At 44.6% G+C, this 26,222-nt stretch carries 17 protein-coding genes and 1 riboswitch; of the genes, 7 read left to right on the top strand and 10 right to left on the bottom strand.

Annotated elements, in window-relative coordinates; all coding sequences use genetic code 11:
* Window positions 1-112: 112 nt before the first annotated feature.
* The 5 genes from fdhF to cmoM all read right to left on the bottom strand — a co-directional run bounded on the left by fdhF (window position 113) and on the right by cmoM (window position 12,237).
* Entirely contained in the window at window positions 113-4,336 is a 4,224-nt protein-coding gene (fdhF, locus tag AB6D06_RS01075; protein ID WP_372109832.1) for a formate dehydrogenase subunit alpha, read from the bottom strand.
* Window positions 4,337-4,744: 408 nt separating this feature from the next.
* Window positions 4,745-9,205 carry a chromosome partition protein MukB gene (mukB, locus tag AB6D06_RS01070; protein ID WP_372109831.1) on the bottom strand — a complete coding sequence of 1,487 codons (4,461 nt, stop codon included), beginning with the start codon at window positions 9,203-9,205 and terminating at the stop codon, window positions 4,745-4,747.
* Window positions 9,202-10,008 carry a chromosome partition protein MukE gene (gene mukE / locus AB6D06_RS01065; RefSeq protein WP_017067527.1) on the bottom strand — a complete coding sequence of 269 codons (807 nt, stop codon included), beginning with the start codon at window positions 10,006-10,008 and terminating at the stop codon, window positions 9,202-9,204. Before mukE ends, mukB begins: the two co-directional genes overlap by 4 nt.
* Window positions 9,989-11,326 carry a chromosome partition protein MukF gene (gene mukF, locus AB6D06_RS01060; protein WP_017055049.1) on the bottom strand — a complete coding sequence of 446 codons (1,338 nt, stop codon included), beginning with the start codon at window positions 11,324-11,326 and terminating at the stop codon, window positions 9,989-9,991. The genes mukE and mukF overlap by 20 nt, the downstream gene beginning before the upstream one ends.
* A 125-nt stretch (window positions 11,327-11,451) precedes the next feature.
* Window positions 11,452-12,237 (bottom strand): tRNA uridine 5-oxyacetic acid(34) methyltransferase CmoM, encoded by a 786-nt coding sequence (gene cmoM / locus AB6D06_RS01055; protein WP_017063509.1) that lies wholly within the window; start codon window positions 12,235-12,237, stop codon window positions 11,452-11,454.
* A 115-nt stretch (window positions 12,238-12,352) separates the two neighbouring features.
* Between cmoM and elyC the strand changes: the two genes are divergently transcribed.
* Complete coding sequence (gene elyC, locus AB6D06_RS01050) at window positions 12,353-13,204, top strand: envelope biogenesis factor ElyC (protein WP_102332487.1); 852 nt, start codon at window positions 12,353-12,355, stop codon at window positions 13,202-13,204.
* A 166-nt stretch (window positions 13,205-13,370) separates the two neighbouring features.
* On the opposite strand, the gene torR is transcribed toward elyC, so the two are convergent.
* Complete coding sequence (torR, locus tag AB6D06_RS01045; protein WP_017067841.1) at window positions 13,371-14,084, bottom strand: two-component system response regulator TorR; 714 nt, start codon at window positions 14,082-14,084, stop codon at window positions 13,371-13,373.
* A 285-nt stretch (window positions 14,085-14,369) separates the two neighbouring features.
* Between torR and torD the strand changes: the two genes are divergently transcribed.
* The 5 genes from torD to AB6D06_RS01020 all read left to right on the top strand — a co-directional run bounded on the left by torD (window position 14,370) and on the right by AB6D06_RS01020 (window position 18,491).
* Window positions 14,370-15,017 carry a molecular chaperone TorD gene (torD, locus tag AB6D06_RS01040; RefSeq protein WP_102332488.1) on the top strand — a complete coding sequence of 216 codons (648 nt, stop codon included), beginning with the start codon at window positions 14,370-14,372 and terminating at the stop codon, window positions 15,015-15,017.
* 315 nt (window positions 15,018-15,332) lie between these two features.
* Window positions 15,333-16,337 carry an HTH-type transcriptional repressor PurR gene (gene purR / locus AB6D06_RS01035; protein ID WP_017062096.1) on the top strand — a complete coding sequence of 335 codons (1,005 nt, stop codon included), beginning with the start codon at window positions 15,333-15,335 and terminating at the stop codon, window positions 16,335-16,337.
* A 170-nt stretch (window positions 16,338-16,507) separates the two neighbouring features.
* Window positions 16,508-16,593, top strand: a riboswitch (cyclic di-GMP riboswitch).
* Between the two features lie 127 nt (window positions 16,594-16,720).
* Complete coding sequence (locus tag AB6D06_RS01030; RefSeq protein WP_019820997.1) at window positions 16,721-17,311, top strand: TfoX/Sxy family DNA transformation protein; 591 nt, start codon at window positions 16,721-16,723, stop codon at window positions 17,309-17,311.
* 134 nt (window positions 17,312-17,445) lie between these two features.
* Complete coding sequence (locus tag AB6D06_RS01025; protein ID WP_059020315.1) at window positions 17,446-18,126, top strand: TVP38/TMEM64 family protein; 681 nt, start codon at window positions 17,446-17,448, stop codon at window positions 18,124-18,126.
* A gap of 47 nt (window positions 18,127-18,173) precedes the next feature.
* Window positions 18,174-18,491, top strand: a complete 318-nt coding sequence (locus AB6D06_RS01020; protein ID WP_017062099.1) for a DUF2007 domain-containing protein — start codon at window positions 18,174-18,176, stop codon at window positions 18,489-18,491.
* A gap of 131 nt (window positions 18,492-18,622) precedes the next feature.
* Here the strand turns inward: AB6D06_RS01020 and AB6D06_RS01015 are convergent, their stop codons facing one another.
* The 4 genes from AB6D06_RS01015 to topA form a co-directional block, all read right to left on the bottom strand.
* On the bottom strand, window positions 18,623-19,420 hold the full coding sequence (locus AB6D06_RS01015) for an alpha/beta fold hydrolase (protein WP_017062100.1): 798 nt from the start codon (window positions 19,418-19,420) through the stop codon (window positions 18,623-18,625).
* Window positions 19,421-19,705: 285 nt separating this feature from the next.
* A complete protein-coding gene (gene glgA / locus AB6D06_RS01010; protein ID WP_017067845.1) occupies window positions 19,706-21,160 on the bottom strand; it encodes a glycogen synthase GlgA in 1,455 nt (484 codons plus the stop codon).
* A complete protein-coding gene (gene glgC, locus AB6D06_RS01005; protein WP_080582251.1) occupies window positions 21,150-22,379 on the bottom strand; it encodes a glucose-1-phosphate adenylyltransferase in 1,230 nt (409 codons plus the stop codon). The genes glgA and glgC overlap by 11 nt, the downstream gene beginning before the upstream one ends.
* Window positions 22,380-22,904: 525 nt before the next feature.
* Window positions 22,905-25,535 (bottom strand): type I DNA topoisomerase, encoded by a 2,631-nt coding sequence (topA, locus tag AB6D06_RS01000; protein ID WP_372109830.1) that lies wholly within the window; start codon window positions 25,533-25,535, stop codon window positions 22,905-22,907.
* A 439-nt stretch (window positions 25,536-25,974) separates the two neighbouring features.
* On the opposite strand from topA, the gene AB6D06_RS00995 reads away from it, so the two are divergent.
* Window positions 25,975-26,220, top strand: a complete 246-nt coding sequence (locus tag AB6D06_RS00995; protein ID WP_017062104.1) for a YciN family protein — start codon at window positions 25,975-25,977, stop codon at window positions 26,218-26,220.
* Window positions 26,221-26,222 lie beyond the last annotated feature (2 nt).

Genomic DNA, 26,222 nt, shown 5'->3' with positions numbered 1-26,222 from the left:
GAAACGACTCAGTTATTGATACTGAATCTAGCTCGATAAAAAGGCCGCATAACTCTGAGAGTTACGCGGCTTTTTAATGCCAGCCGTCTTCACCGAGCTAATATGATTAAGCCTATGTTACTTCACTCTCAGGCTCACGAATAGGATCAATACGCACAGCCGCCACCTTAAATTCAGGGATCTTCGCGTGTGGATCAGTCGCTGTGGTAGTCAAACGGTTAACTGGTGATTCAACAAAATGGAATGGAATAAATACCACACCCTTTTGCATTCGTTTAGTCACAAAGGCCGCGATTTCGATTTCACCACGACGTGTTGAGACCTTAAGCATCTGACCATTCGAGATACCTAGCGCTTCAGCATCATGAACACTCACCATGGCACGCGGCCCTGCTAAGTTATCCAACCCTTTTGTTTTACGTGTCATGGTTCCGGTGTGGAACTGTTCTAGAATACGGCCTGTCGTTAATACTAACGGGTATTCCGCATCCGGTAGCTCAGCAGCGTATCTAAACGGAATCGCCTCCATTTGACCACGCCCACGCGTAAATTGGGTCTGGTGCATGATACGTGTGCCATCAGGGTTGTTCTTATTACTTGGCCATTGCACGCCGTTCACCGTAATGTTCTCCCAACGTAAACCACCATACTGTGGCGTGACACGCGCTATCTCATTGGTGATATCAGCAACCGAGTCATATTCCCAATTGCCGCCCATCGCATTAGCCAACATTTGGATAATCACCCAATCTTCTTTCGCTTCACCTGGAGGCAATACCGCCGGGTTAATACGCTGAACACGACGCTCGGTATTAGTAAAATGACCAGACTTCTCAGCAAACGAGCAAGACGGTAGCACCACATCGGCATATTGAGCGGTTTCGGTTAAGAAAATATCTTGAACCACGAGGAAATCTAACGCTTCAAGACCTTCAATCACATGCGCTTGGTTCGGGTCACTCAGCACTGGGTTCTCGCCCATTACGTACAGACCACGAACATCTCGATGACACGCTCCATCAATAATTTCGGTCAACGTTAAGCCTGTTTCAGCCGGTAGGTCAGAAACACCCCACTCCATCGCGAATTTTTGACGAACCATTGGGTTGTACACTTTCTGATAACCCGGAAGGTTATTTGGCAATGCGCCCATGTCACACGCACCCTGAACATTGGATTGACCACGTAATGGGTTGATACCGCCGCCTTCAATTCCGATATTGCCACACAAGAGCTGTAGGTTAGCGATTGATCGAACGTTATCGTGACCAGTGGTATGTTGCGTAATGCCCATCGAGTAGTACACCGCTGTACGCTCTGCAGTACCAATCAATCGCGCCATTGCGAAGATGTCTTCCGCTTTAACGCCAGTTACCAGCTCCACTTTGTCTAGTGAATAACTTGGTGACATTACCTCTTGAAGCAAGGTATCAAAGCCATCCACACGGTCTTCGATATACTCTTGGTCGTACCAACCGTGTTTGATGATTTGCTGCATCACACCATTGATCAACATTACATCAGTACCCGGTCGGTGCGCTAAATAAAGTTCAGCATGGTCAGCAATATCGATTCGTTTTGGATCGGCAACGATCAATCTCGCTCCACCATGTCTCACAGCTTGCTTGATATGCGAGCCAATAATTGGGTGTGCTGACGTGGTGTCGGAGCCAATAATAAAGATCACATCTGAGTGCTTGATGCTTGGAATATCATTGGTCATCGCCCCGCTACCTAGCGAAGCCTCTAAACCAGTAACAGTAGATGCGTGACAAAGGCGCGCACAGTGATCGACGTTATTGGTACCGAGTTCACGACGTATAAATTTTTGGAAGGCATAGTTATCTTCATTGGTGGTTTTAGCCGATGAGAAACCCGCTAGAGCATTGCTACCAAAACCTTGTTTAATAGCCGTGAACTTATCGGCAATCAGCGTAATGGCTTCTTCCCAACTCGCTGGTTGTAACCAGCCATCTTTACGAATTAACGGTGTTGTAAGGCGGGCATCACTGCCGACGAAGTCGAAACCGAAACGTCCCTTAACACACAGCATGCCCTCGTTGACCGGAGAATCACCGCCCTCGATATAACGGATTTTGTTCTTCGCTTCGTCTACATGCATGGTCAGTTTACAGCCCACACCACAGTAGGTGCAGATAGTATCGATCTTCTTGAGAATATCTGTGTCGCCTTGTTTTCTATCTCTCGCGTCTACCATCGCACCTGTTGGACACGCTTGAATACACGATCCACATTGAACGCAGTTTGAGTCGCCCATTAAGGTCTTATCTGCCCCAAAGTTAGGGCGACATTCAGGTCTTGATGCAGGTTTGCCATCCGATTGATTCATGAAGCTTAGAACGCCATGAACATTCTGTTCTCGACATGCTTGAATACACTGGCCACAACTAATACAGCGGTTGGCGTCAAAGATAATGAACTCAGAACTGTCATCGACCGAAAATTTTTGCCTTGTTAACCCGACCTTCGCTTCTTCAGCACGAATCGCCTGCCAACTCTCATTCGAAGCCACATCGATTTTGTACTCTGGATGCGTTTGCGTTGCTTTGTATTCGGTCGAGTAGTCTCGTAGGTCGCAATCGGTATTGGCTTGGCAGCCACACTCTAGACATCTTGCAGCTTCCGCTATTGCATCAGCATTCTCAAACCCTGTTTCTACTTCATCAAAGCTTTGTTCACGCTGCTCGGGCGTTAGTTCTGGCATGATCTTACGAGCCATGCGTTGTATCGACTGGTATTGCTCAGGATCCACCGCTTTGAGCTGTTTGTGCTTTCTTGAGTTAAACGGTTTGGCTGGAATATTGTCCATATCACCATGGAAGAAGCGATCGATCGCTTGTGCAGCAATACGCCCATCCCCCACCGCTTCGACTGCGGTTGCAGGGCCGCGTCGGAAATCACCAATACTGAAAATATTTCCGGTTCCGGTATGCATGGTTTGTGGATCAGCATCTGCGGTATTCCAACGAGTAAGAGGAATATCAATCGCTTCATTGTCCATAAAGCTCAGATCAGGCTTTTGCGACACGGCAGCAATAACCGTATCAAACGCTTCAACAAAGAACTCGCCAGTTGGTTTAGGGCTGCGGCGGCCTGAAGCATCAGCAGGACCCAAAGCCATTCGTTCTAATCGTATTTCTGATACATGACCATTTTCATCGGCTATGTTTTCTGCAGGGTTGGTTAAGAAGTGGAACTTCACACCCTCATGTTCAGCTTCTTCGATTTCGTAATCTTCTGCTGGCATCTCATCTCGAGTACGACGATAAATCAGCGTAGTATCCGCGCCATCACGAACTGCGGTTCGAGCACAGTCAATCGCTGTATTACCGCCACCGATCACGGCAACCTTTTTACCAGTGACGTACTGCTGATCGGTCACGTAATCTTTCAGATAATCGACACCCAAATAACAACCTCCGAGTTCGCTACCCGGGTAATTCATCTCGACCGCTTGCGATGCACCAACGGCTAAACAAACCGCATCAAAATCGTTACTTAAATCAGACAGTGTAAAATCAACACCGAGTTTTTTACCGCACTCAACCACCATTCCGTTGCGACACATCAACTCGATTTCTTTATCTAGAATCGACTTAGGTAAGCGATATTCAGGGATACCGTAACGCAGCCAACCACCCGCTTGCGGCATCGACTCATAGACACTGACATCATAGCCTTCGTTAGATAGGTAATAACCCGCCGTAAGACCACCGGGGCCACTACCGACAATTGCAATACTCTTGCCTTTATTCGGTTTCTTAGCTGGCATGTAGCTCTCTTGAGTCGCTAAATCCGCGTCGGCAGCGTGTCGTTTGAGTTGGCGAATCGCAATGGATTCATCAACCAAGTTACGACGACATTCGGTTTCACAGAAAGCAGGACACACACGACCAATTGAAAGCGGCATTGGTAATGTCTTTTTGATCACTTCAATCGCTTTGATGTGATCATTTTGAGCAATATGGTGCAGGTAAGATTGGATGTCGACCCCAGCAGGACAGGCTGTTTGGCATGGCGCCTCACAGTCAGCGTAGTGATCGGTCATAATGCGATTCAACGCTTCTTGTCGATGATTCGTTAACTGTTTTGACTGAGTGGTAATATTCAACCCATTAGACACTTCAAGCTCACAAGAGCGAGTAACACCAACGCCATCAACTTCAACGACACACAAATCACACGGCACTTTATCCGCTGTTTTATTCAAACCACATAAAGATGGGATTTCCAAACCACATGTTTTTGCCGCTTCAAGAACGGTTTGTCCTTGCTCGACGATTCGATATTTCCCATCAATAACGATTTGAATCATACCTAAGTCCTACCTTTACCTTTCGCACACGCGAGTTATCAACAATTAAAATTTAAGTAATACAATATTATTAATATTATTAAATCTATGTCATTACCATACATTATTTGTGGTTTTGTGCGTGTGACCTCAAACAAGTTCCATTGATAATAACCATAATGTATGAGTGGTCTTATCAGTGTCGACGAAAGGATTAAGCGGGAGGGGTTCTGCTGTAGAAGTAAGAAGTAAGAAGTAAGAAGTAAGAAGTAAGAAATTAGATTCAAGGTACAAAAAAGCCCCTAATGATTAGGGGCTTTGAACAAATATCATTGAGTCGCTTTCGAGCTTATAGCTAAGCTATCAAGGTTATTGCTCGGCTATCAAGGTTATTGCTCGGCTATCAAGATTATAATTCGGCTATCAAAGTTATTGCTCAGTTTCTTCGATAAGCTCTTGCACCGGAGATGCTGGTTTGTTTTGAGCAAAACCGCGCAGGCCAACAACATGTACGTGTTCGTGGTCTTTGAAGACCTTACGAACCAGTTTGTAGGTTGTACCTTTCTCTGGGCTAATGTTTTCAGGTGCTGCAATCAGAAGTTGCATACCCAAACGGTCACACAGTTCAAACAGCGTAGAGATCGACTTAGAATCCAAACGTGCTGCTTCATCAAGGAACAACAAACGACATGGAACGATGTCTTTACTGCGAAGTCGACGAGATTCCTCTTCCCAGCTCTGAATAACCATCAATAGGATTGACTGACCCGTACCGATCGCCTCACCCGTAGACAATGCGCCCGATTCAGCTTGTAACCAACCATCTGAACCACGGTTAACTTCAACACTCAGCTCTAGGTAGTTACGGTAATCCAGTAGCTCTTCACCAAGAACCTGTGGAGAACGTTGACCCATATCGATATGCGGGTTCACTCGTTGGAACAACTTCGCCATCGCTTCTGAGAAGGTAAAGCGCGTTGATTCAAACAAGTCTTTGTGTTGCTCTTGTTGAGTTGCTAGCCCTGATAGCAAGATCTCGTGGCTTTCACGGATCTTAACGTTCAGACGTACGCCTTTAACCTGACCAAAGTAAATGTTAGACAAACCTTGGTTCAGCATTCGAATACGGTTCTGCTCGCGCTGAATCGTTTTCTTGATGATGCTTGCTACGGACTCAGAGCTGATTGCCAGGCGATTTTCACGCTGCGTCAACTCTTCTGTTAGTCGAGCTAGCTCCACTTCCATCTCTTCGATTGCTTCAACCGGATCATCCGTGTGAATAATATCTTGGCGAATACGCTCACGAAGGTGTTGGTAAACCGCAATGTAGAACAGAACTTTACGCTCTGGATGCGCGTTGTCTTCAGATAAACGCAGCGAATCACGCAGGTCGTCATTGTCGGCTACCGCCAGACGTAGCGCACCCAGTGATTTATCCGACATAGAGCGAAGCTCGCCTGCCGTTAGATAAGCCAGTTCACGTTTATGCAGACGACGTTCAACATCATTCTCACGAGCTAAACGAAGTACTGAACACCAACCCGCTTTCGCTGCAACAACGAAAGTACGAAGCTCGGTGTACTCTTTTTGAACTTTCTTAAGACGCTTAGCCAGTGCTTTCATCTCAAGTTCAGTTGACGTAATCGTACGCTCGTATTCACTCTTACGGCTGCGAGATGTGTGCAGACGCTCTTGAAGCTCGTCACGAAGACGTACAGCACGCTCTTCAGCGCCTTCGTCAGCGTTTACGCCGAACTCTTGTAGCTCTTGTTTGAACTCTTGAACCGTTTCTTGCTTCGCTTGATGTGAGCTCTTCAGTGCCGCCAATACTTGGTTGTATTGGTTCATCTGTTCGCGAGCTTGCTTCAAGCCATCGCGGCCTTTGGTTCTTGCTTGTTCAGCTTGAACCAACTTCGCTTTCAGTTGCTCGCTCAGTTCACTGCTCTTATTAAGCAAATCAACAGAATCCGCGTAAGCAAAGTAATGACGACGCTCAATCAGATCAGACAGTGCGAACACTTTGCCTTTTAGCGTTTGTAGCGCGTTGTCTGCTTGACGGTACTCTGCTTCCAAAGCTTCGAATTGCTCTGGGTCAGCGTCTAGTGCAGATACGAACTGTTCTAGAGAAGTAAGCGCCTTGCCGTGCGTATTCAAGTAAGATTTCGCTTCACTTAAACGCTCTAGTTGCGCTTCTAATTCAGCTAAACGCTCAGCCAATGTTTCGTCTTCTAAAATACGAACCATTGGTGCTAATTTATCTAGCGCACCAAGTGCCTGCTTGCTTTGTAGAAGCTGACTGCGTTGCTGCTGCTCTTTAGAGTTAAGCTCAGCCAGAGAACGAACAATTTGATTACGCTTATCATGAATCGCAGCAAGTGCTTGCTCTGGGTCTGCGTTAAACGCAACGTGCAGGTGCTTCGCAACAAAGCTGTTGAATGCTTGGTATAGGCGATTCAGTTTTTGAGAGTCAAACGCTGCCTTCGCGTGGTTTTCAACCACAACGTCACGCTCTTCGCGCAATTTCTCTAGACGTTGTTCACGAGCCGCACGGCCAAACAGTGGGATCTCAGGGAAACGAGAGTAACGCATTTGGCGATCGTTCAGCTGAACACACACTGCGCCTTCAAGCTCATCGGCATTGAATGAACTGTCATCAAACGCGTCGACATCGCCTTCTAGGATGTAAAGGTCTTCTGGACAATCATCAAGATCCACCAGCTTCTCTTTAATACCATCAAGATCAGAAACCACAATTGCGTGACGAGCCGGGCCGTACATCGCACTGAAGTACGGCGCATCACCAATAGTGATATCATCGTAGATCTCAGAAAGCAGCACGCCACCAAGCGTATCCGCTAGGCCTTTGAGGCGAGGATCGTTAGAACCACCTGGAGACGCTAAACGCTCAATTTCGTGCTCAAGTTCAGCTCGGCGCGTAGCCAACTGATCTTTTGCTACCGCTTGAGATTTCTCATCTTCAAGCACTTGTTGCATTTGAGTCATCACCGCTTGGCTATCTTCTAGCTCAGCGTCGGTTTGATCTCTTAATGCTTCAAGCGCATCGTTTGCCGTGATCCATGCTGGAGCAATAGACTCAAGTTTTTGAATCTCTTGATCGTGGTTTTGTTGTACACGACGTTGCTCACTCTTCGCTTCACGCAGCTCTTCTTGAGCGTACTCAAGAGACTCGATCTGCATAGCATGACGTTCACGTTCTTCATCGAAAACCGCTTCGTCAGTCAGTGAGATGTTGTGTTGCTTTTGGTATTCAGTCGCTAGCTCTTTTGCTTGACGCTGCTGAGCCACATCACGAGCCATATCGCGGTGCTGAGCACGCCACTGCTGTTCATTTTCAACAACGTGTTTTGCGTTACGGCCTTTTTCTAAAGCTTGCTTAGCGCTTTGAGACGCTTCTTTACGCTCAACGTCACCCACAATACTTTTAACAAGAGCGAGCGCTTTGTCGAACTGCGCAGAAGCAGCAGAAGACATGTCTAGTTTATGTTTAGTAGACAGCAGCGTTTGAGTGCTTGATTCTTCTTGTGATTTTAGCTCAGAAACCAGAGTTAGTGCGCTTTCTGCCGTAATAGACTCATCACCAAGTAGCTGCTTAGTTTTCTCTAATGCTTGAACCGCTTGCTGGTATTGAAGTGCACGAGTCTGCTGAACATCCAATGCTTGTTGGTAGTCAGCAAGCTGAGTTTTCAGGCTATCCACTTCTTCTTCAGTGATGGTTGCCTGCTCTTCAGCAAGAAGTACTCGCTCTTGAGCTTCTTCAACCACCATCATTTGCTCTTCTAGACGCTCGTTAAGCTCTTCTAGATCTTCGCTGTAGCGGGCAATTTTCTCTTGCTGACGAAGTGCAGTTTGAACTAATTGCAGATGATCCGAAGCCGCTTGGTAATCTTGCTCTAGTGCTGATTCTTGATCGACAAGTAACTCTAGTTCTTCTTGAACGCGGTTCAACAAGTTGTTTTGATCAAGCAAGGTTTCACGAGAACCAAACAGCTCACCACGGAACTTCATGGTTTGATCAAGCTTGTTGCGACGATCGTTAGCATGGCGCATGTAATCTGCTGCCACGTAGTTCGTAGATTCAGTGATCAAGTGCTTAAACAAATCACGATCCGACTGAGTCGTTTTGATCGCTTCTAGCGTCATACGGTTTTCGCGTAGTGCTGATTCCATGTCTTGGAACGCTTTCTTCACACCACCATTTTGCGGTAACAGATAATCACGCAGAGAACGCGTAATCGCACTTGAGATACCACCGTAAAGTGATGCTTCAATTAGGCGGTAGAACTTAGAACGGTCGCTGCTGTTACGTAGTTTCTTCGGTACCACACCGTATTCAAACATTTGCGAGTGGTAATCAACAATCGAAGAGAAGGCCTTAAAATGCGTGCCTTCGTATTGTGCAACCGCCGCTTTCACGTCGTTCAACTGACATACGCGAGCGTGGCTGTCTGAAACGTTCTGAATCAACACATCCGTTGGTTTCACATGGCTTGGAAGGCCTTGGATAACGAACGGTTTAATGTCGACTTTCTTATCACGACCCGCGACTTGCTGCAGTTTTACTGCAAACAATAGACGCTGATTACGAGAGTTCACAACATCTAGTGCGGCATAACATGCGCCTGGCTGAAGCTTACCGTAAAGGCCTTTATCACGAGATGACTGTGAGCTACCCGCTTCCGTTGTGTTACGGAAATGCAGAAGGCTTTGGTCAGGGATCAGTGCTGTGATGAATGCCGCCATTGTGGTCGACTTACCCGCACCGTTACCGCCAGAAAGCGTTGTAACCAATCCATCAATATCAAAAGTACGCGCAAAGAAGCCGTTCCAGTTGACCATGGTTAATGATTGATACTTACCTCTTTCAATCATGCTTCACCTTCTACTTTTGTTTGTTCGCCAGCATTTGACTCAAGGTCAAAGTCAGCTTGATCGTTAAAAATGTCTTGTTGACCGTTTTCGTCTACGTCTGCATCTACTTCTGATGTGGCTTCCGCTTGTTCTTCATTCAACAAGCTACCTTGGTTAGGCTCTTGGGTATGCACCACAGCTTCACCATCACGGATAAGACGTAACTGCGCTTCTTTCATATCATCGCCAACACGAACGTCAGCGCCAAAACGGAATACCGCTTCGCTGATACGGAACTTGCCGGTTTCACCAATCGCAATCAGCATGCCGATACGGCGTAAACGACGTAGAGAAGTACGTACTTTTTCGAACAGCTTTTCTTTATCTAGGTCAGAACCAGACGCACGGTTGGTTGCTAGCTTCATGAGTTTTTTCTCATCCGCTAACGACATCAACTCATCAAACAGTTCTTGGTTGGTGAAGATACCTTCATGAGCAAGACGTTCTGGGCTTAGGTATAAGAAACACAACACCTTTCCAACCAACATGTCGAGCTCAGACAACACACTACGACCAATCAGAGACGTAGAACGCGGACGCAGGTAATAGAAACCTTCCGGCGCTTTTACCAATTCCGTATTGTAGCGTTGATAGAAATGCTGAAGCTCAACTTCAAAATCAGACAGCAACGCGTGGTTATCTAGGTCTTCTGTTGAAACATGCTTACCTGAACGCAGCATGCTATCTAGCGCAGGGAACAGTGGGTTCGCTATCGCTTTTACCAGTTTCTCTGGCATGTAATCATCAGTACTTGTTAATGACATTTGCTTGTACCTTTGCACCGAAATCGTTAATTGCCTGCCAATCTGGCTGAATAGCCTGATAGTCAGACTCTGAGTAACCTAAGCGCACGGCTTGGTCGACAACAATTCTGGCTAAATCAAAATGGTGTGTGCGAGGGTGTGCAGCGAGGTAATCGCGTAACACAAGGCCAAGATCAATTGGCGCGCCTTGCTGTTTGTGAGCTTTTAACATCTCTGCAATTCGATCTGAAAGCAGGTCATTTACTTGCTCAAATTCTTCGTACTCTACGTCGATTGGTGCTTGTCCCATCACTTCGTCATCACGAAGCACGAGCGCTTCATCACGAAGATCCGTCAGCTTCTCAGCATCGGCGTAGGTCAATAACCAAGGCGCATCAAAGTAGTCAGTGACTGACTGACGCAAGCGCTGGCTAAAGGCGCGGTTTTTATCCATATCAATCGCGGTACGGATGAACTTGTGAACATGGCGGTCGTAGCCGATCCATAAATCGATGGCTTGTTGGCCCCAACTGGTGATTCGGTCTAGCTTCATCTGCAAGCCGAACAGGGTTTCGCCAACGAACTCGAGTTCATCGTCACCGTAAACAATTTCTTGAATATCGAGGATCTGTGTTTGCAGTTCATCCCCCGCCGCTTGCAAGGTGTCTTGCAATTCTTTTAGTGTGGACGAGGTTTCTGAAAGCAAGGTTTCACAGTTGTTAATCGCCTCTCGCCAATCCTTGTTTAAAAGGTCGGCAATTTGCTGTTTAACGGTTTGCTGCTGCTCATCCATAACACGTTGGTTAAGATCAATCTGATCGAAAATTTCACCAACAGAATACTTGAGCACGCCGTAAACATTCTTTCTCCAATGTCCTGGAGTTCCGCCTTTTTGTGCTGCTTCAATGGCTTTTGCCATCTCGTCCGCAACCATAGAAAGCTGGATAGACAGTTTTAACTTAGAGAACTGACGGTGGCGTAAGTAATAATCTGAAATACCAATCGCCAATGGTGATAAGCGATAAATACTCGCACCATCGGTGATTTCGCTGGTAAAGCGGCTAATCAACTTCTGTTTAACTAACTCGTTGATGGCATTGTTGGCACGAAACGCGGACGCTTCGCCAGTATCTTCAAACAGTCGAGTGACGATGGTAAATGCATCGTGCAGTTCACCCTCGCCCAACTCTTCATCGAACCTTTCATTGCTTAGTACTGCGATAGCAATCAAAAATGCTAAGCGCTCTGGTGGCAAGTTTAATGAAAAATCATGCTGCTTGACCCAGCCCACCAACTCATCAATTGGCTGCTCTTCGGCAGTTTGAGTCATTTCACTCATTGTGGTTCCTGTTACTGTTCTTCGTCATATCGAATGTATTAGATATGACGCCTATTTCTTTATGACGCGGGCTTCTTACGATTGCATAGCGCATGTTGTGGCTTCTTTTACCACATTCACCGCTGTTATTGCGCAGGTTTTTGAGCCCAAACGTGAATATAACGGCCTAGTGACAGATATGGCTCTTGACGACATAGCTGTTTTTCCAGTTCCAATACATCTTCAAATTGGTAATCGCCCATGTACTCCATATTACCTATGTAGTCACTGAAAGAGCGAATGCCTGATTTACCACAGATTTCTAGACCAGCGTCTTCTATCCATTGATAAACCTCTTCCGGCTTCAAGCCTTTTTGTGGTTGCAGCTTAAACCGTTTTCGATGTGGCATCCCATTCAATACATGAGGAATGTTGCCACAAATCACATTTTTCAGGACTAATCCGTGGTGGTTGTAAAACATTATCGAGGCAACACCACCTGGCTTAACTTGTTCAAGCAATAAATCAAGCGCCTCTTTAGGATCGGCTAACCATTCCATTACGGCATGAAACATCACAAAATCGACTTTCTCATCGAGATGTTCTGCGACTTTTTGTACCGGTGAATGAATAAATCGATATTGCTCTAGCAAACCCGCTTCGCTGATACTTTCTTCGGCGAGCTTCAGCATTTCAGAAGAGAGATCACACAGAGAAACGTTATGCCCAAGCGACGCAATTTTTTGCGACATCTGCGCAAGGCCGCCTCCAGCATCAAGCACATGCAGCGGCGAAGCTGATTGCTCAAACTTGCTCAAAGCTTGTTCTAAATCTTCCCATACGATGATCTGACGGATCTCTCCTTTGTCAGAGCCGTAAATATTTTTTGCAAATTTGTGGGCAATATCGTCGAAATTACGGTCTTCAGTCACGGCTACTTGAGTTATTATGTCCTATCGTGCCTGCTATTCTGTCACAGGAATTTCAGGAATAAAGAGGCGATGTCTCTTTTTACTACTAAGTGATGTTTTTTCGGACTATTCGGATATGTTTGAGCTGAAAAAAGTAGTGTCTTCGCTATTGATGCCACTGCCAGCAATGTTAATTCTCGCTTTTCTGGGTTTAGCCCTAGTGATGTTTACTACCAAAAGGAAGACTGGTTGCCTAATCACCCTCTCAGCCCTATGTGGTATTTTCCTAATCGCTTTCCAGCCAGTTTCTAGTCAACTTTTAATGCCAATGGAAAGGCAACACACCGCATTTTTACCTGTCGATGAAACCGTCGATTACGTGATGGTTCTTGGAAGTGGTCACGTCGTAGACGACCAAATTCCACCGACATCAGAACTTAGCCGCACCGGCCTGATGCGTTTAAGTGAAGGGATTCGTATTCTACGCCTCTACCCTGGTGCAAAACTCATTTTGTCTGGCTATGGCGCAGGCACTGAAGTAAGTAACGCAAGAATGATGGCTAAAGTGGCTTTAGCACTTGGCGTAGCAAAGCCCGACATCATTCTGCTTGAAACCGCAAAAGACACTTGGGAAGAAGCCCGCCAAGCCGCTGCGTTCGTTAAGAATAAAAGAATGGTGTTGGTGACTTCAGCGAGCCATATGACTCGCGCACTGAACGAATTCAATGCTGCTGGAATGAAACCACTGCCGGCACCAACTAACTACCTTGCACAAGAAGGTATAGTTGAGCCGTGGGAAAAGTACATGCCGAAAGCGCTATACCTTGAGCAGACTGAGCGTTACTGGCACGAAACCATGGGATTGGTTTGGCAAAGCCTGCGTGATTGGCTAGATACAAGCAATGACATTGTTGAAGAGCCTGTTATTCCAGAAGCTTCCAGCTTAATTGAAGATGACGGTGAAGTTTCCGCGGCTCAGCCTCAATAAGCCCATTGAATCTTTAAACTCATCTTAAGCATACAGAGTCGCCAAGTATTTGTAGATTCTCTGGTTGTTAACAGTAAAAGCTGAGTAATAAAAAAGCCGAGACATCAATGATGTCTCGGCTTTTTACGTTTAAATGTCGTTGTTAATTAATCACTCCCGAAGGAAATCAATCACCAGCGAACATGTAACCTTCACCGTGAACCGTCACAAAGATTTGTGGGTTCTTAGGATCGAACTCCATTTTTGCACGCATACGACGAATCAGCACGTCGATAGTACGGTCATTAGGCGCGTCCACTCGGTGGCTAATCATATTCAAAATACGTTCGCGGCTTAATACTTGATTAGGGTAAGAAGACAAAGCCACTAGCAGTTCGTATTCTGCTTTGGTCAGTTTCACTGGTTCGCCGTTCTTGCTTAACGCACGACGAGGGATATCAAATGTCCACTCACCAAAACGAACCACAGACTCATCTGATGTTTCTTCTACAGCGCCCGCTGCTGTTTTACGAGCAGCAGAGATACGCCAAAGTAGGTTTTTAACTCGAACTAATAACTCGCGAAGTTCGAAGGGTTTAGTAACGTAATCGTCAGCGCCCATTTCAAGGCCTACGATCTTGTCGATGCTATCCGTGCGTCCAGTAACTAAAATAATTCCAATGTCTGATTGACTGCGTAATTCGCGAGTTAGCATCAATCCATCTTCGCCTGGTAAGTTGATGTCCAGCATAATGAGGTCAACGTTGTTTTCTTCTAACACGTTTCTCATTTGAGCGCCGCTTTCTGCTTCGCTCACTGTGTAACCCTCGTTCTGGAAGTATCCAACCAGTTTACTGCGGGTTACCACATCATCTTCTACGACTAATACGTGATAGCTCATCTACACCACTTTTCTTATTTAATAGTTTCAGTGACTATTCTATTCATAACTAGTAACAATTCTAGTGGTACAGAAGATAAAAGCCAGAAACATGGATTTTTTTTGATACAAGACAATCTTAAACCTTGCTATTTATCGTCCATCGCAATTCAATATAGGCATTACTACTAACGAGTAACTTTGCGTTTCGCAAATAACCTTGTTATTCAGCCTTGGTGTGCTTATGCCCAAGTGACTTCAAGATGCATATAAGCAACATCACAAGACTAAGTCAGGATCTAACAAATGAAAGATACGAAAGCGTTCAACGAGCAAAGAGCAGAAATATACTGGTGGCTATCAAGCTTATTTGCCAAAGAGCTCACTCAAGAAGAACTCGATCACTACCACTCTGTTGAAATTCGTTCTTTCCTAACTGGTTTAGGCGAAAATGAGACACTAAAGCCAGCGATTGATAAGTTAGTGGATGCGCTGAACCGCCTACAAACTCGTGAAGATGCTCAGCTAGAACTGTCTGCAGACTTTTGCGATCTTTTCTTAAAGACAGATAAGCACGGCGCTCTTCCTTACGCTTCTATGTATATCGGCGAAACTGGCCTTTTGAATGATAAGCCAGCAAAAGATATGGAAGAGATCATGGCTAAGCACAACTTAATCGTGAACCAAGATCTAAAAGAGCCAGCAGACCACATTGCTATTGAACTCGATTTCCTTGGTAACTTGATCATTCGTTCAAACGAAACAGATATTGAAGAAGAGCTAGAGAAATTATTTGCCGTTCAACAGCAGTTTATCGAACAACAACTGCTGACTTGGGTACCAAAGTTCAACGTAAAATGTCATGACGTTGATGAATTCGGTTTCTACGCTAGTGTCTCATCTTTGCTACTCGCATTCTGTCAATTAGACACTCAATATTTAGCTGGTGAATAGCTTCTTGGATGACTAGGTAAATAAATTCAGTAGAATGTGACAATTCACCCGGATTTCTGGGTGAATTTTATTGCGAGTAATTTCTAGTCAGTCTAAAATTGTGACCGCAAACGATAAAATATGAAACATTCACGAAATGCTATGCTTATTAAAGTTCAGAGCATTTCGGTGTTAAGACAAGCCGCTCAATAGCGGTTTTTTGTTTTTTAGCACTTTAGTACCCAAAGAGCCCTACAAATTTAAGCTCTTAGTTAGGTAGCTTAACGGCTACTTTATTCCGTACTTTGGGAAAGTAGCTTCTAATAGGATAAAACCATGGCCACTATAAAAGATGTCGCTCGCTTAGCCGGCGTATCAACAACAACCGTTTCTCACGTAATCAACAAAACTCGCTTTGTTGCAGAAGCAACTCAAGAAAAAGTAAACAAAGCCGTAGATGAACTGAACTATGCACCAAGTGCTGTTGCTCGTAGTTTGAAGTGTAATACAACACGCACCATCGGCATGCTAGTGACTCAATCAACTAACCTATTCTTCTCTGAAGTTATCGATGGTGTTGAGAGCTACTGCTACCGTCAAGGTTACACTTTGATCCTGTGTAATACGGGCGGTATCTATGAGAAGCAACGTGACTACATTCGAATGCTTGCAGAGAAACGTGTAGATGGCATCTTAGTTATGTGTTCAGACCTAACTGAAGAACTAAGAGAGATGTTAGACCGTCACGCTGACATCCCTAAAGTTATCATGGACTGGGGCCCTGAGAGCTCTCAGGCTGATAAGATCATCGATAACTCAGAAGAAGGTGGCTACCTAGCGACCAAATACCTTATTGAACGCGGTCACTCTAAGATTGCATGTTTAAGTGGCCACTTAGACAAAGCAGCATGTGTTGAACGTATTGCCGGTTACAAGCGCGCACTCAACGAAGCAAAGATTTCTGCTGATGAAAATATGATCATCGAAGGCAACTTTGAGTGTGATACGGCTGTTCTTGCTGCAGAACAAATCGTTGAGATGGAAGATCGTCCAACAGCGGTATTCTGCTTTAACGATACAATGGCACTCGGCTTAATGAGCCGCCTGCAAGAAAAAGGCATTCGCATTCCAGAAGATATCTCAGTGATCGGTTACGACAACATCGAACTCGCTGAATACTTCTCTCCGCCGCTAACGACCGTTCACCAACCAAAACGTCGTGTTGGTAAGAATGCATTCGAAATTCTATTAGAGCGCATCAAAGACAAAGACCACGAAAAACGCGTCTTCGAAATGCACCCTGAAATTGTTGAACGAAGTACAGTTAAAACGTTAAATTAGTTGATAATTCGAGTTTAATTTCATCAAGCGCACCTTTAGGTGCGCTTTTTTTATCAGCAACTATAATGAACCCTTATGCATAAATGAAAGATCATTAATTGAAGCAATGTCACATTTTGAAATATCAACTGTGAGCTTCATTCAACAAAAACTTTATTCTATTCAATCAGTCACGCACAGGGCAAACCACTCGAAAGAGTGAGACGCAAAGCTTCCGGCCTAAACCACTCGTTGGTATGGTAGCGGGGTTACCGATGGCAAAATGCAGTAACTACTAATAATTTAGTAATTTACGGCTTATTGACAATTTAATTGCAACATTTTGCTAATCTCTCGGACCTGCTTATTTGGTGGCGTAGTTCAAATACACCGAGATAAATAACATGGATAAACCGATACTAAAGGACTCGATGAAGTTATTTGAGTCCCTAGGAAAAATAAAATCACGCTCAATGTTTGGTGGCTTCGGTCTTTTTGCTGATGACACTATGTTTGCTCTGGTTGTAAATGACCAGTTGCACATACGCGCAGACAAAGGCACAACGAAACAATTCGAACAACAAGGGTTTCAACCGTACGTCTACAAAAAACGTGGTTTCCCTGTCGTTACTAAATATTTCGCTTTACCTGAAGGCCTCTGGCAAGACCAAGAGAAAATCTTGCAGCTTGCAACCACGTCTCTAGGTTTTGCTAAAGAAGAAAAAGCTGAGCAGTCTTCTGCTAAGCCGACCCGACTCAAAGATCTGCCTAATCTTCGACTCGCTACCGAGCGTATGTTGAAAAAGGCAGGGATCGATTCTGTAGAACGTTTATATGAATCTGGCTCTGTAAACGCATTTAACGCCATCAAAGAATCGCATGCGTCTTCTGTCAGTATTGAACTACTTTGGGCGCTAGAAGGCGCGATTAATGGTACACATTGGTCTGTTATACCGCAGCAGCGTCGCGAAGAGCTTATCAATCGCGTCAATTAACATTGTCAGTGCAATCTATATACATAACTAAGCCGCATTTACTGCGGCTTTTTTTATATCTGGTGAAAGTTAATCTATGCTTTGCCTGTCTATCTATACTATCGGTATGCATTGAAAATTTAGAGGAAGTATCAATGAGTAAGAAAATGATATTGGGTATTGTGTTGGTCGTAACCATCGTCTTGTTAGGCATCAATTTCGGCCAGTACTTAACGCTTGAAAATGCTAAGGCCCAACAAGCTGTGTTAAATGACTACATTGACAGCAACTTTATTGCGGCTGCCGCTATCTATTTTGTCGCGTATGTAATGATTACAGCTTTCTCCATTCCCGGTGCCGCTGTTGTGACCCTATTAGGGGCCGCGCTATTTGGCTTCTGGAACAGCTTGCTGCTGGTATCTTTCGCAAGTGCGATCGGTGCGACCTTAGCCTTCTTAAGTAGCCGTTACCTGTTGCGTGACTGGATTCAAACCAAGTTTGGTGACAAATTGGCGACGATTAACAAGGGGGTTGAAAAAGACGGCGCATTTTACCTGTTTTCTCTGCGTCTGATTCCTGTATTCCCATTTTTCCTTATCAACCTATTGATGGGTCTAACACCCATGTCAGTGAGTCGTTACTACCTTACGAGTCAAATCGGGATGTTACCGGGGACGGCGGTTTTCTTGAATGCTGGTACTCAGCTCGCAGAAATTGATTCACTTTCGGGCATCGTCTCCCCTTCAGTACTATTGTCATTTGCGTTATTGGGTATATTCCCAATAGTGGCTAAATGGTTGATGGGTAAGTTTCGTTCAGCGCCCGTAGCTGAATAATTTATAATAACTAAATAACACAGATAGCCGAATAAGGTTCTAATTCAATGAAAATCTTCAGTGCATCGAATCCGACAGAAGCTCATATCATCTGTGGGTTGTTAGAAAGCGAGAATATTGCCTGTGAAGTCCGTGGCGAGGGGTTGTTCGGATTGAAAGGGGAAATCCCATTCACTGAAGAAACTGACCCTTACGTATGGTTATATGAGCCAGAATTGGCCAGTAAAGCTCGCATGCTTGTCAATGACTACCAAAAGCAGCAAGATTCGATCATCTATGAAGAGTGGCGTTGTGGTGAGTGTCATGAAGTCAACGAAGCGCAATTCGGCTCTTGCTGGCAGTGCGGTGCTGCCTCACCTGAATAGCAGGGTTTCAGTGACCTGATAGAACGATTCGGTCAGATACCTCCTCCAATTAAAAACGGGAAGCTAAAGTTAGCTTCCCGTTTTTATTTCAATTCGATTAACTCATCATCTTTGATTTCACGCCTAGAAAATCACTGAATTTGTTTTTGAATAAACGCAATCGAACGCTGATTAAACTCTTCAGGGTTTTCCACGTTACACACGTGTCCACAATTCGGGATTTCTACTAGCTCGCTCGATTCATGCGCTGCAACCATTTCTTTTACAGGCTTAATAAACATGTAGTCACGTTCACCCATCAAATAAAGAGTCGGTATTGGTAGCTCTCTATCTTTAAAATATTTCATCAAGGGGTTTACATCAGCTGTTAAGATAAACCAGCGTTTAAATTCTTTCTGGCACAGTTTTTTGGCTTCGCGGATAAAAAGGTGACGAGACTCTTTTTGGCTTTTTTGTGGCATCACAACATAAGCAAAAAGGCTGTATAACCACATGTAAGGAATGATGTGCTTGCTGAGGTTACCCAACTTGATTAACACTTGAGAGCGAGTGTTTAGCTTGGTGACAGCGCCACCCAGTACCATTGAACGTACACGGCCAGCCGCCAGTTCGGCAACGTTACGCACAATAATCGTGCCCAAAGACATGCCAACGAAATGTGCAGAACGGATCTTAAGATGGTCTAACACTTTAAGAATATCAAGCGTCACCGATTTGAACGTATAACGATTCGAAATCAGCCCTTTAAGTATATTGTCTGATTTACCGTGCCCTCTCAGATCAATGAGAAGTAAGTTGAAATGCTGTTTATACGCTTTGATCTGCTTGAACCAGATGGAGGAACTGCCTCCTGCGCCATGCACAAATACAACCCACTCATCGCTCGTAGGGTGAGTAAATGTTTTATGAAATAGTAAACTCTCAGACATACCTATCGCTTTAATTATTGGAATGGAGCTATGCCTCATCACGAGGCGATGACTAAGGATACCACGCTATTAAGAACTTTAAGTGATAATAGTGTCAAACATATCATTAGTCATGTGAATACCTACCTCACCTTTTCTACCTGACTAAAATGAGTTTGCAAGCTTTGTCTTCGTAAACGTGATGTGCTCTGACCAGGAAACCAAAAGGCACTCTACAATTAGAGCGCCTTCATTTAGTACGAGCGGCAGTTGCTCGCCAGCTAACTTTAAAGCTAAGTCAACAAGTTAAAATGCTGAATGATACATAGCTAGGTATTCTTTAGCCGCATCTTCCCAACTAAAATCTTGCTGCATCGCATAAAGCTGAACACGCTTAATTTCAGATGGGTTTTGTGCGTAAAGCAGTAATGAACGATGTAACACAGCCAATAACGCTTGCGGTGTTGGCTCTTCAAAAGCAAACCCAGTCGCGACTTCAGGATCTTCATCGTAATCATTCACGCTGTCTTTTAAACCTCCCACAGAACGAACAATCGGCAAAGTACCGTAAGCCATGCTGTAGATTTGGTTTAAGCCACACGGTTCAAATTCCGAAGGCATCAAGAAGAAATCAGAGCCTGCTTCAACCAAGTGCGCAAGTTCATTATTGTACGCTTCTACGAACGAGAACTTATCTGAGTGAAGCGCTGATAGCTCTTTCAATTGACTCGCCAAAACCGGATCGCCAGTACCGACAATCACGATCTGAAGATCATTTTTCAAAAACTGTTCGATGATAGGCAGTAAGTAATGAACACCTTTTTGATTCGTCAAGCGACAAACCATGCCATAAACCGCGCAATCGGCAACGGGTAAACCTACATCTTGTTGCAGTTTTTGCTTACAAGCTGATTTTCCGCGAGCCATGCTGTGCTTGGTCGCTTTGTATTTACGAGGAAGGAAAGCATCAGTTTCCGGATTCCAAGCCCCATAATCACACCCATTCAAAATGCCGAACAGATCAGCAGATCTGTGTTGGAATTCTGCAGCCATACCGTGGCTACCTAATTCCGTTTTCAACTCTTCTGCATAGGTAGGACTTACTGCGTTCACTTTATCCGCACACATCACTCCAGCTCTTAGCATAGTGACATGAGTGTCACTCACTGAAGCTTCAGGCGCATGGTAACTGTGCATCTCTGGCAGGAATTGAAGTTCATCGTATGCGAACACACCTTTGAAAACCGCATTGTGGATCGAGATAACACTGCGCGTATTTTCAAAGAAATCGTGTTGTTGATAACGCGATTTAAGCAAGAAAGGAACGAAACCAGTATGCCAGTCATTTGCATGAATGATATCCGGTTGAAAACCAAGCTTAGGAAGCATATCAAGACAGGCTGCACTAAAGAACGAGAAGCGCTCTCCGTTATCAGCATAAGCTTGATTGTTTTCTGCGTACATTTCCGGGCGGTCGAAATACTTGGCACATTCAATACCAAAAACTGGAACGCCTTCTACGCTCAGTTTTTTAACTTGATAAGCCGTATGAGGCCAATGATCGAGTTCAGTCGATAAAATAACTTCTGCTGAATCAATGTTTGGAATGTTTCTATATGCGGGGATAGTCACTCGAACGTCCTGTTCGAGTGTTTGCAACGCTTTCGGCAGTGCCTTGGCTACATCAGCCAAGCCACCACTTTTAATCAAGCCTTCAACTTCAGACGCTACAAAAAGTACCGAGAGAGTCTTAGTAACCAACTCGTGCTCCTTTAGAAATCACTACGACACCATCGTCAGATACGTGGTAATGCTTTTTGTCTTCTGTCAGATTTACACCAATCTGTGTACCCGGTGCGATATCTGCGTCTTTATCAATGATAACGCGGCGCAAGATACAACCCTCACCCACTTTTACATCACCGAGTAAGATGCTTTCGCTAATATCACACGCTGATGCGATATTGCTGCGGAAGCCCAGTACACTCTTTTCAATACGCGAACCACGTACATAACTACCGCTACACACAAGGCTATCAATGATCTGAATTCGACCATTTGCCGAATCAGTAAACGTAGCTGGTGGTAGTGGCGGGTAATAAGTGTGTAGAGGCCATTTACGGTTGTATAGCGAGAATGGCGCATCTTTCTTAAGAAGGTCCATGTGCGCTTGCCAGTACGCGTCAATCGTACCTACATCGCGCCAGTAAACTTCTTCTTTCTCACCAGTAATACGGTTGGTGCTGAAATCATAAACAAACACATCACCACGTGGGAACATGTTTGGAATAATGTCTTTGCCGAAATCGTGTGTCGAACCTTCTCTATCAGCATCTTCCGTTAGTTCGGCAAAAAGCTCTTTCGCTTCGAACACGTAGTTGCCCATTGAAACGAGCGCTGATTCTGGATCGCCCGGGATCGACTTCGGATTTGCAGGTTTCTCTTCAAAGCCAATCATACGGCCGTCAGCATCAACCTCAATAACACCGAATTCTGATGCTTCAGCAAGCGGCATGCGCAATGCTGATACTGTTAGAGCCGCTTTCTTCTCTTTATGGAAATCAAGCATCTGTTTGATGTCCATCTTATAAATATGGTCTGAACCAAAAATACATACTTGATCAGGTTCTTCCAACTCCATAAAGCCCATGTTTTGGTAGATAGCATCTGCTGTGCCTTCATACCAACGCTTTCCTTTACGCATTTGCGCAGGAATTGGGTCGATAAAACGGTCTGTTATACCACTGATATTCCAGCCTTTTTTCATATGGTGGAACAGTGACTGTGACTTAAATTGTGTTAATACGTAGATCTTCATTAGATCAGCATTAACGAAGTTGTTCAAAGCGAAATCAATTAAGCGGTAACTACCACCGAAAGGAACCGAGGGTTTGCTGCGAGATTCAGTTAAAGGTCTTAAGCGAGAGCCTTCACCACCAGCAAGAATCATTCCCAATACACCAGCCATTTTATTCTCCATATATCTATAGCTTGTCGATGTTAGTACTCGTAGAGGTATCTTCCTCTGGGGGATGAGCACCAACACTTATTTCGGTATTTAGCGAATATCCAATCACATACAGTGACAATATCCTAAGCCAAACGTTGTTATGTGTGCACTATTCTTTGCACTTGGTTTTATATACGTTATCGACTTTTCGGCCGAATTCAATTTTTAATACGCCATTCTGTGGTACGTAAGCTGATTGCTTTCCTAAGACTTAAAGCAGCTCACACTACACCGTCCAGACGAAACATTACATTAACACCCGACACACATCAGGTATACAACTAAACGCTGATCTGTGAGTTACAATATTTTAATTAAGTTACATTTTCGTTAAAGTTGCATAAGAAGATATGATTAATTGCCGCCATTAATTTCGCGGTGTGAATTTAATAAATCCCCACCGACGAAACACCAGGTCAACAAGTTGCATAATTGGTCATATTGAGATCAAAAAAAAAGCAGCCATTAGGCTGCTTTTTCATCAATAACGTTCAGTTACTTCTCTTTAGGCTTTTTACGCTTATCCGTAACTTCCCACTTACCGTCGATGTACAACGCAGTCCAACCGGACGGTTTTCCATCTACTTCAGTACGAACGTAGTTTTCTTTAGTCTTACGACTAAAACGAACCACTGTCGGCTTACCATCAGGGTCAGCAACTGGCGCTGATGCTAGGTATTGGAACTTAGGTGAGATACGGTCTTTAAAACGAACCAGCTCTTCCACTAATGGTGCACGTGTTTCACGTGATTTAGGGAAGTTGCTCGCAGCCATAAATAGACCAGAAGCACCATCACGAAGAACAAAGTACGCGTCTGAATTTTCACACGGAAGTTCAGGGAAATGCACCGGGTCTTCTTTTGGTGGCGCAACTTCGCCATTTTTCAGAATCTTACGAGTGTTCTTACAATCTTCACTCGTACAGTCCATGTATTTACCAAAACGACCGTTCTTCAGAACCATGTCAGAACCACACTTGTCACACTCAACAAGTGGACCATCGTAGCCTTTCACTTTAAATTCGCCGTGCTCAACCACATAACCTTCACAGTTCGGGTTGTTACCACATACGTGCATCTTACGCTTATCATCGATTAGATAGGCATCCATTGCCGTTTCACAAATAGGACAACGCTTTTTAGCTCGAAGTGCTGCTGTTTCAACGTCTTCTTCAAGCACGTTGATAATGCCTTCTTCATCACCAAGGTTGATTGTTGTCTTACAACGCTCTTTTGGTGGAAGTGCATAGCCAGAACAACCAAGGAATACGCCTGTCGAAGCAGTACGAATACCCATTTTACGGCTACAAGTCGGACACTCAATATCGGTTTCCACGATATGATTTGGCTTCATGCCACCAGCGTCTTCGTCTAAGTCTGCTTTTTCCAAATCGCCAGTAAAGTCTTCGAAGAAGTTATCTAGCACGCCTTTCCAGCTTGCTTCGCCTTCTGCGATTTGGTCCAACTTCTGCTCCATACGAGCAGTGAAGTCGTAGTTCATTAGGTCATTGAAGCTGCCATCTAGACGGTCAGTAACAATTTCACCCATCTTCTCAGCATAGAAACGACGCTGTTCAACTTTTACATAACCGCGATCTTGAATCGTTGAGATGATTGATGCGTATGTTGAAGGACGACCAATACCACGCTTCTCAAGCTCTTTAACTAGCGCCGCTTCAGTGAAACGAGCCGGTGGCTTAGTGAAGTGCTGTTTAGGGTCTAGCGCAATCAGATCAAGCTTATCGCCGATCTGTACTGCTGGAAGGATCGTATCTTCGTTCTTGCCCATTGGACGCTGAACACGAGTCCAACCATCAAATTTAAGAATACGACCTTTCGCTTTCAACGTGTACTCATCTGCTTTAACGCTTACTGTCGTTGAATCGTATTGAGCTGGTGTCATTTGACACGCAACGAATTGATTCCAAATTAGCGAGTAAAGCTTGTGTGCGTCTGCGTCTACGCCGTTTAGATCTTCCGACTTAACATCTACACTTGAAGGACGAATCGCTTCGTGGGCCTCTTGAGCGCCCTCTTTGCTGCCGTATACAAGTGCTTTAGGTGGAAGGTATTGCGCGCCGTACTCAGAACCAATGTATTCACGAGCGGCTTCTACAGCTTCTGAACTCAAGTTGGTTGAGTCAGTACGCATATAAGTGATGTAACCCGCTTCATACAGGCGTTGAGCCAGCATCATGGTTTTCTTTACGCCATAACCAAGACGGGTACTCGCCGCTTGTTGCAGTGTCGACGTGATGTAAGGTGCAGACGGCTTACTCTTAGTTGGGCGGTCTTCACGTTTACAGACTTCGTATTGCGCTTTTTCTAAAACGCTAACTGCAGCTTGTGTTTGCGCTTCATTATCAGGTTTAAACGCAACGCCGTCTTTCTGAGCGACTTGCAGTCTGAAATCTGTTTTCTCTGCTGTTTTGGTATCAGCATGCACATCCCAAAACTCTTCAGGGATAAAAGCGTTGATCTCGCGCTCGCGCTCAACCAGTAGTTTTACAGCGACTGATTGAACACGGCCAGCGGATAGGCCTCGTGCTACTTTTTTCCAAAGCAAAGGTGACACCATAAAGCCAACAACACGGTCCATAAAACGTCGTGCTTGTTGTGCGTTTACGCCGTCAATGTTTAGCTCACCCGGAGTTTCGAAGGCTTGTTGAATAGCATTCTTAGTGATTTCGTTAAAAACCACTCGCTTGTATCGCGTTTCATCGCCACCGATGATCTCACGAAGGTGCCATGCGATAGCTTCTCCTTCGCGGTCCAAATCGGTTGCGAGATAAACATGGTCTGCGTTCTCAGCCAGTTTTTGCAATTCAGCGACGACTTTCTCTTTACCAGGTAGGATTTGGTAGTTCGCTTCCCACTCTTTATACGGGTTGATACCCATCTTTTTGATAAGAGCTTTGCGATCTTTTTCTTTCTTGATACGAGCTTTGTCTTCTGGGCTCATACCCTTGGTTGAAACTGCAGCAGCCTTTTGACCAGTACTTTGACCTGCCGTTGGTAAATCACGTACGTGACCTACACTCGACTTAACGACAAAGTCTTTGCCAAGATATTTATTGATAGTTTTAGCCTTGGCTGGCGACTCCACTATAACGAGCGATTTACCCATATTGACTCTAACGTCCTTAATCACGATGCTTCAGCACCAACAATTTAGCTTGTGGGCTTTTACGCATGATATTCTAAATTCATTGCTTCTTTTTTTACTATTGTGCGAGATTACTAGAAGATCAACCGCTTTTTTCAAAATTGGATCTGATCGCTCGACAATTCGACGACTCATAGATAAAAGGGTCACAATATAAAGAAGCTATAAAGTACTCACTAAGAATACTTGCAAGAGCCTATTCATCAGGCATTGCGTCTAAACGGGCTCATACTAAGCTTGTCCGCGAATCTAACGCGAGCCCCATTCAATTATTTTTGCCGTAAATCACAAAATAAATTGTGGATGTTTGAAAAGACTCTCTTAATCGGTTGTGAAATCATTGAATTTCTAGTTCGACACCATAAACTCAACGTTATATTCAGTTATCAGAGATAAACTCATGACAAAGAAAGTAATAGCAGAATTTGATTTACTGCTTATCGCAAACCAAATTATCCAATCACATGATGACTACATTGAAGGCATGCGCGCAAACAGCGTAGTAGAAAAAGACGATGTACTCGTCTTCAAAGGTGAATACTTCTTAGACAGCAATGGAATGCCGACAGAGAATACAACCGCGGTATTTAACATGTTTAAATACTTAGCGCACCACCTTTCGAAAGAATTTACAATTCAGCAATAATT

This window comes from Vibrio sp. 10N.239.311.G01 (genome assembly GCF_041465805.1).
Classification (GTDB): domain Bacteria; phylum Pseudomonadota; class Gammaproteobacteria; order Enterobacterales; family Vibrionaceae; genus Vibrio; species Vibrio crassostreae_C.
This window is presented reverse-complemented; position numbering and strand designations above follow the sequence as displayed.

Bases quoted from the DNA above. Each gene is read 5' to 3' on its own strand.
- AB6D06_RS01030 (WP_019820997.1), top strand. From the start codon at position 16,721: ATGGATAAACCGATACTAAAGGACTCGATGAAGTTATTTGAGTCCCTA.
- torR (WP_017067841.1), bottom strand. From the start codon at position 14,084: ATGAGCTATCACGTATTAGTCGTAGAAGATGATGTGGTAACCCGCAGT.
- AB6D06_RS01015 (WP_017062100.1), bottom strand. From the start codon at position 19,420: ATGTCTGAGAGTTTACTATTTCATAAAACATTTACTCACCCTACGAGC.
- fdhF (WP_372109832.1), bottom strand. From the start codon at position 4,336: ATGATTCAAATCGTTATTGATGGGAAATATCGAATCGTCGAGCAAGGA.
- AB6D06_RS01020 (WP_017062099.1), top strand. From the start codon at position 18,174: ATGAAAATCTTCAGTGCATCGAATCCGACAGAAGCTCATATCATCTGT.
- glgC (WP_080582251.1), bottom strand. From the start codon at position 22,379: ATGGAGAATAAAATGGCTGGTGTATTGGGAATGATTCTTGCTGGTGGT.
- mukE (WP_017067527.1), bottom strand. From the start codon at position 10,008: ATGTCATTAACAAGTACTGATGATTACATGCCAGAGAAACTGGTAAAA.
- elyC (WP_102332487.1), top strand. From the start codon at position 12,353: ATGTTTGAGCTGAAAAAAGTAGTGTCTTCGCTATTGATGCCACTGCCA.
- purR (WP_017062096.1), top strand. From the start codon at position 15,333: ATGGCCACTATAAAAGATGTCGCTCGCTTAGCCGGCGTATCAACAACA.
- mukB (WP_372109831.1), bottom strand. From the start codon at position 9,205: ATGATTGAAAGAGGTAAGTATCAATCATTAACCATGGTCAACTGGAAC.
- AB6D06_RS01025 (WP_059020315.1), top strand. From the start codon at position 17,446: ATGAGTAAGAAAATGATATTGGGTATTGTGTTGGTCGTAACCATCGTC.
- torD (WP_102332488.1), top strand. From the start codon at position 14,370: ATGAAAGATACGAAAGCGTTCAACGAGCAAAGAGCAGAAATATACTGG.
- topA (WP_372109830.1), bottom strand. From the start codon at position 25,535: ATGGGTAAATCGCTCGTTATAGTGGAGTCGCCAGCCAAGGCTAAAACT.
- mukF (WP_017055049.1), bottom strand. From the start codon at position 11,326: ATGAGTGAAATGACTCAAACTGCCGAAGAGCAGCCAATTGATGAGTTG.
- AB6D06_RS00995 (WP_017062104.1), top strand. From the start codon at position 25,975: ATGACAAAGAAAGTAATAGCAGAATTTGATTTACTGCTTATCGCAAAC.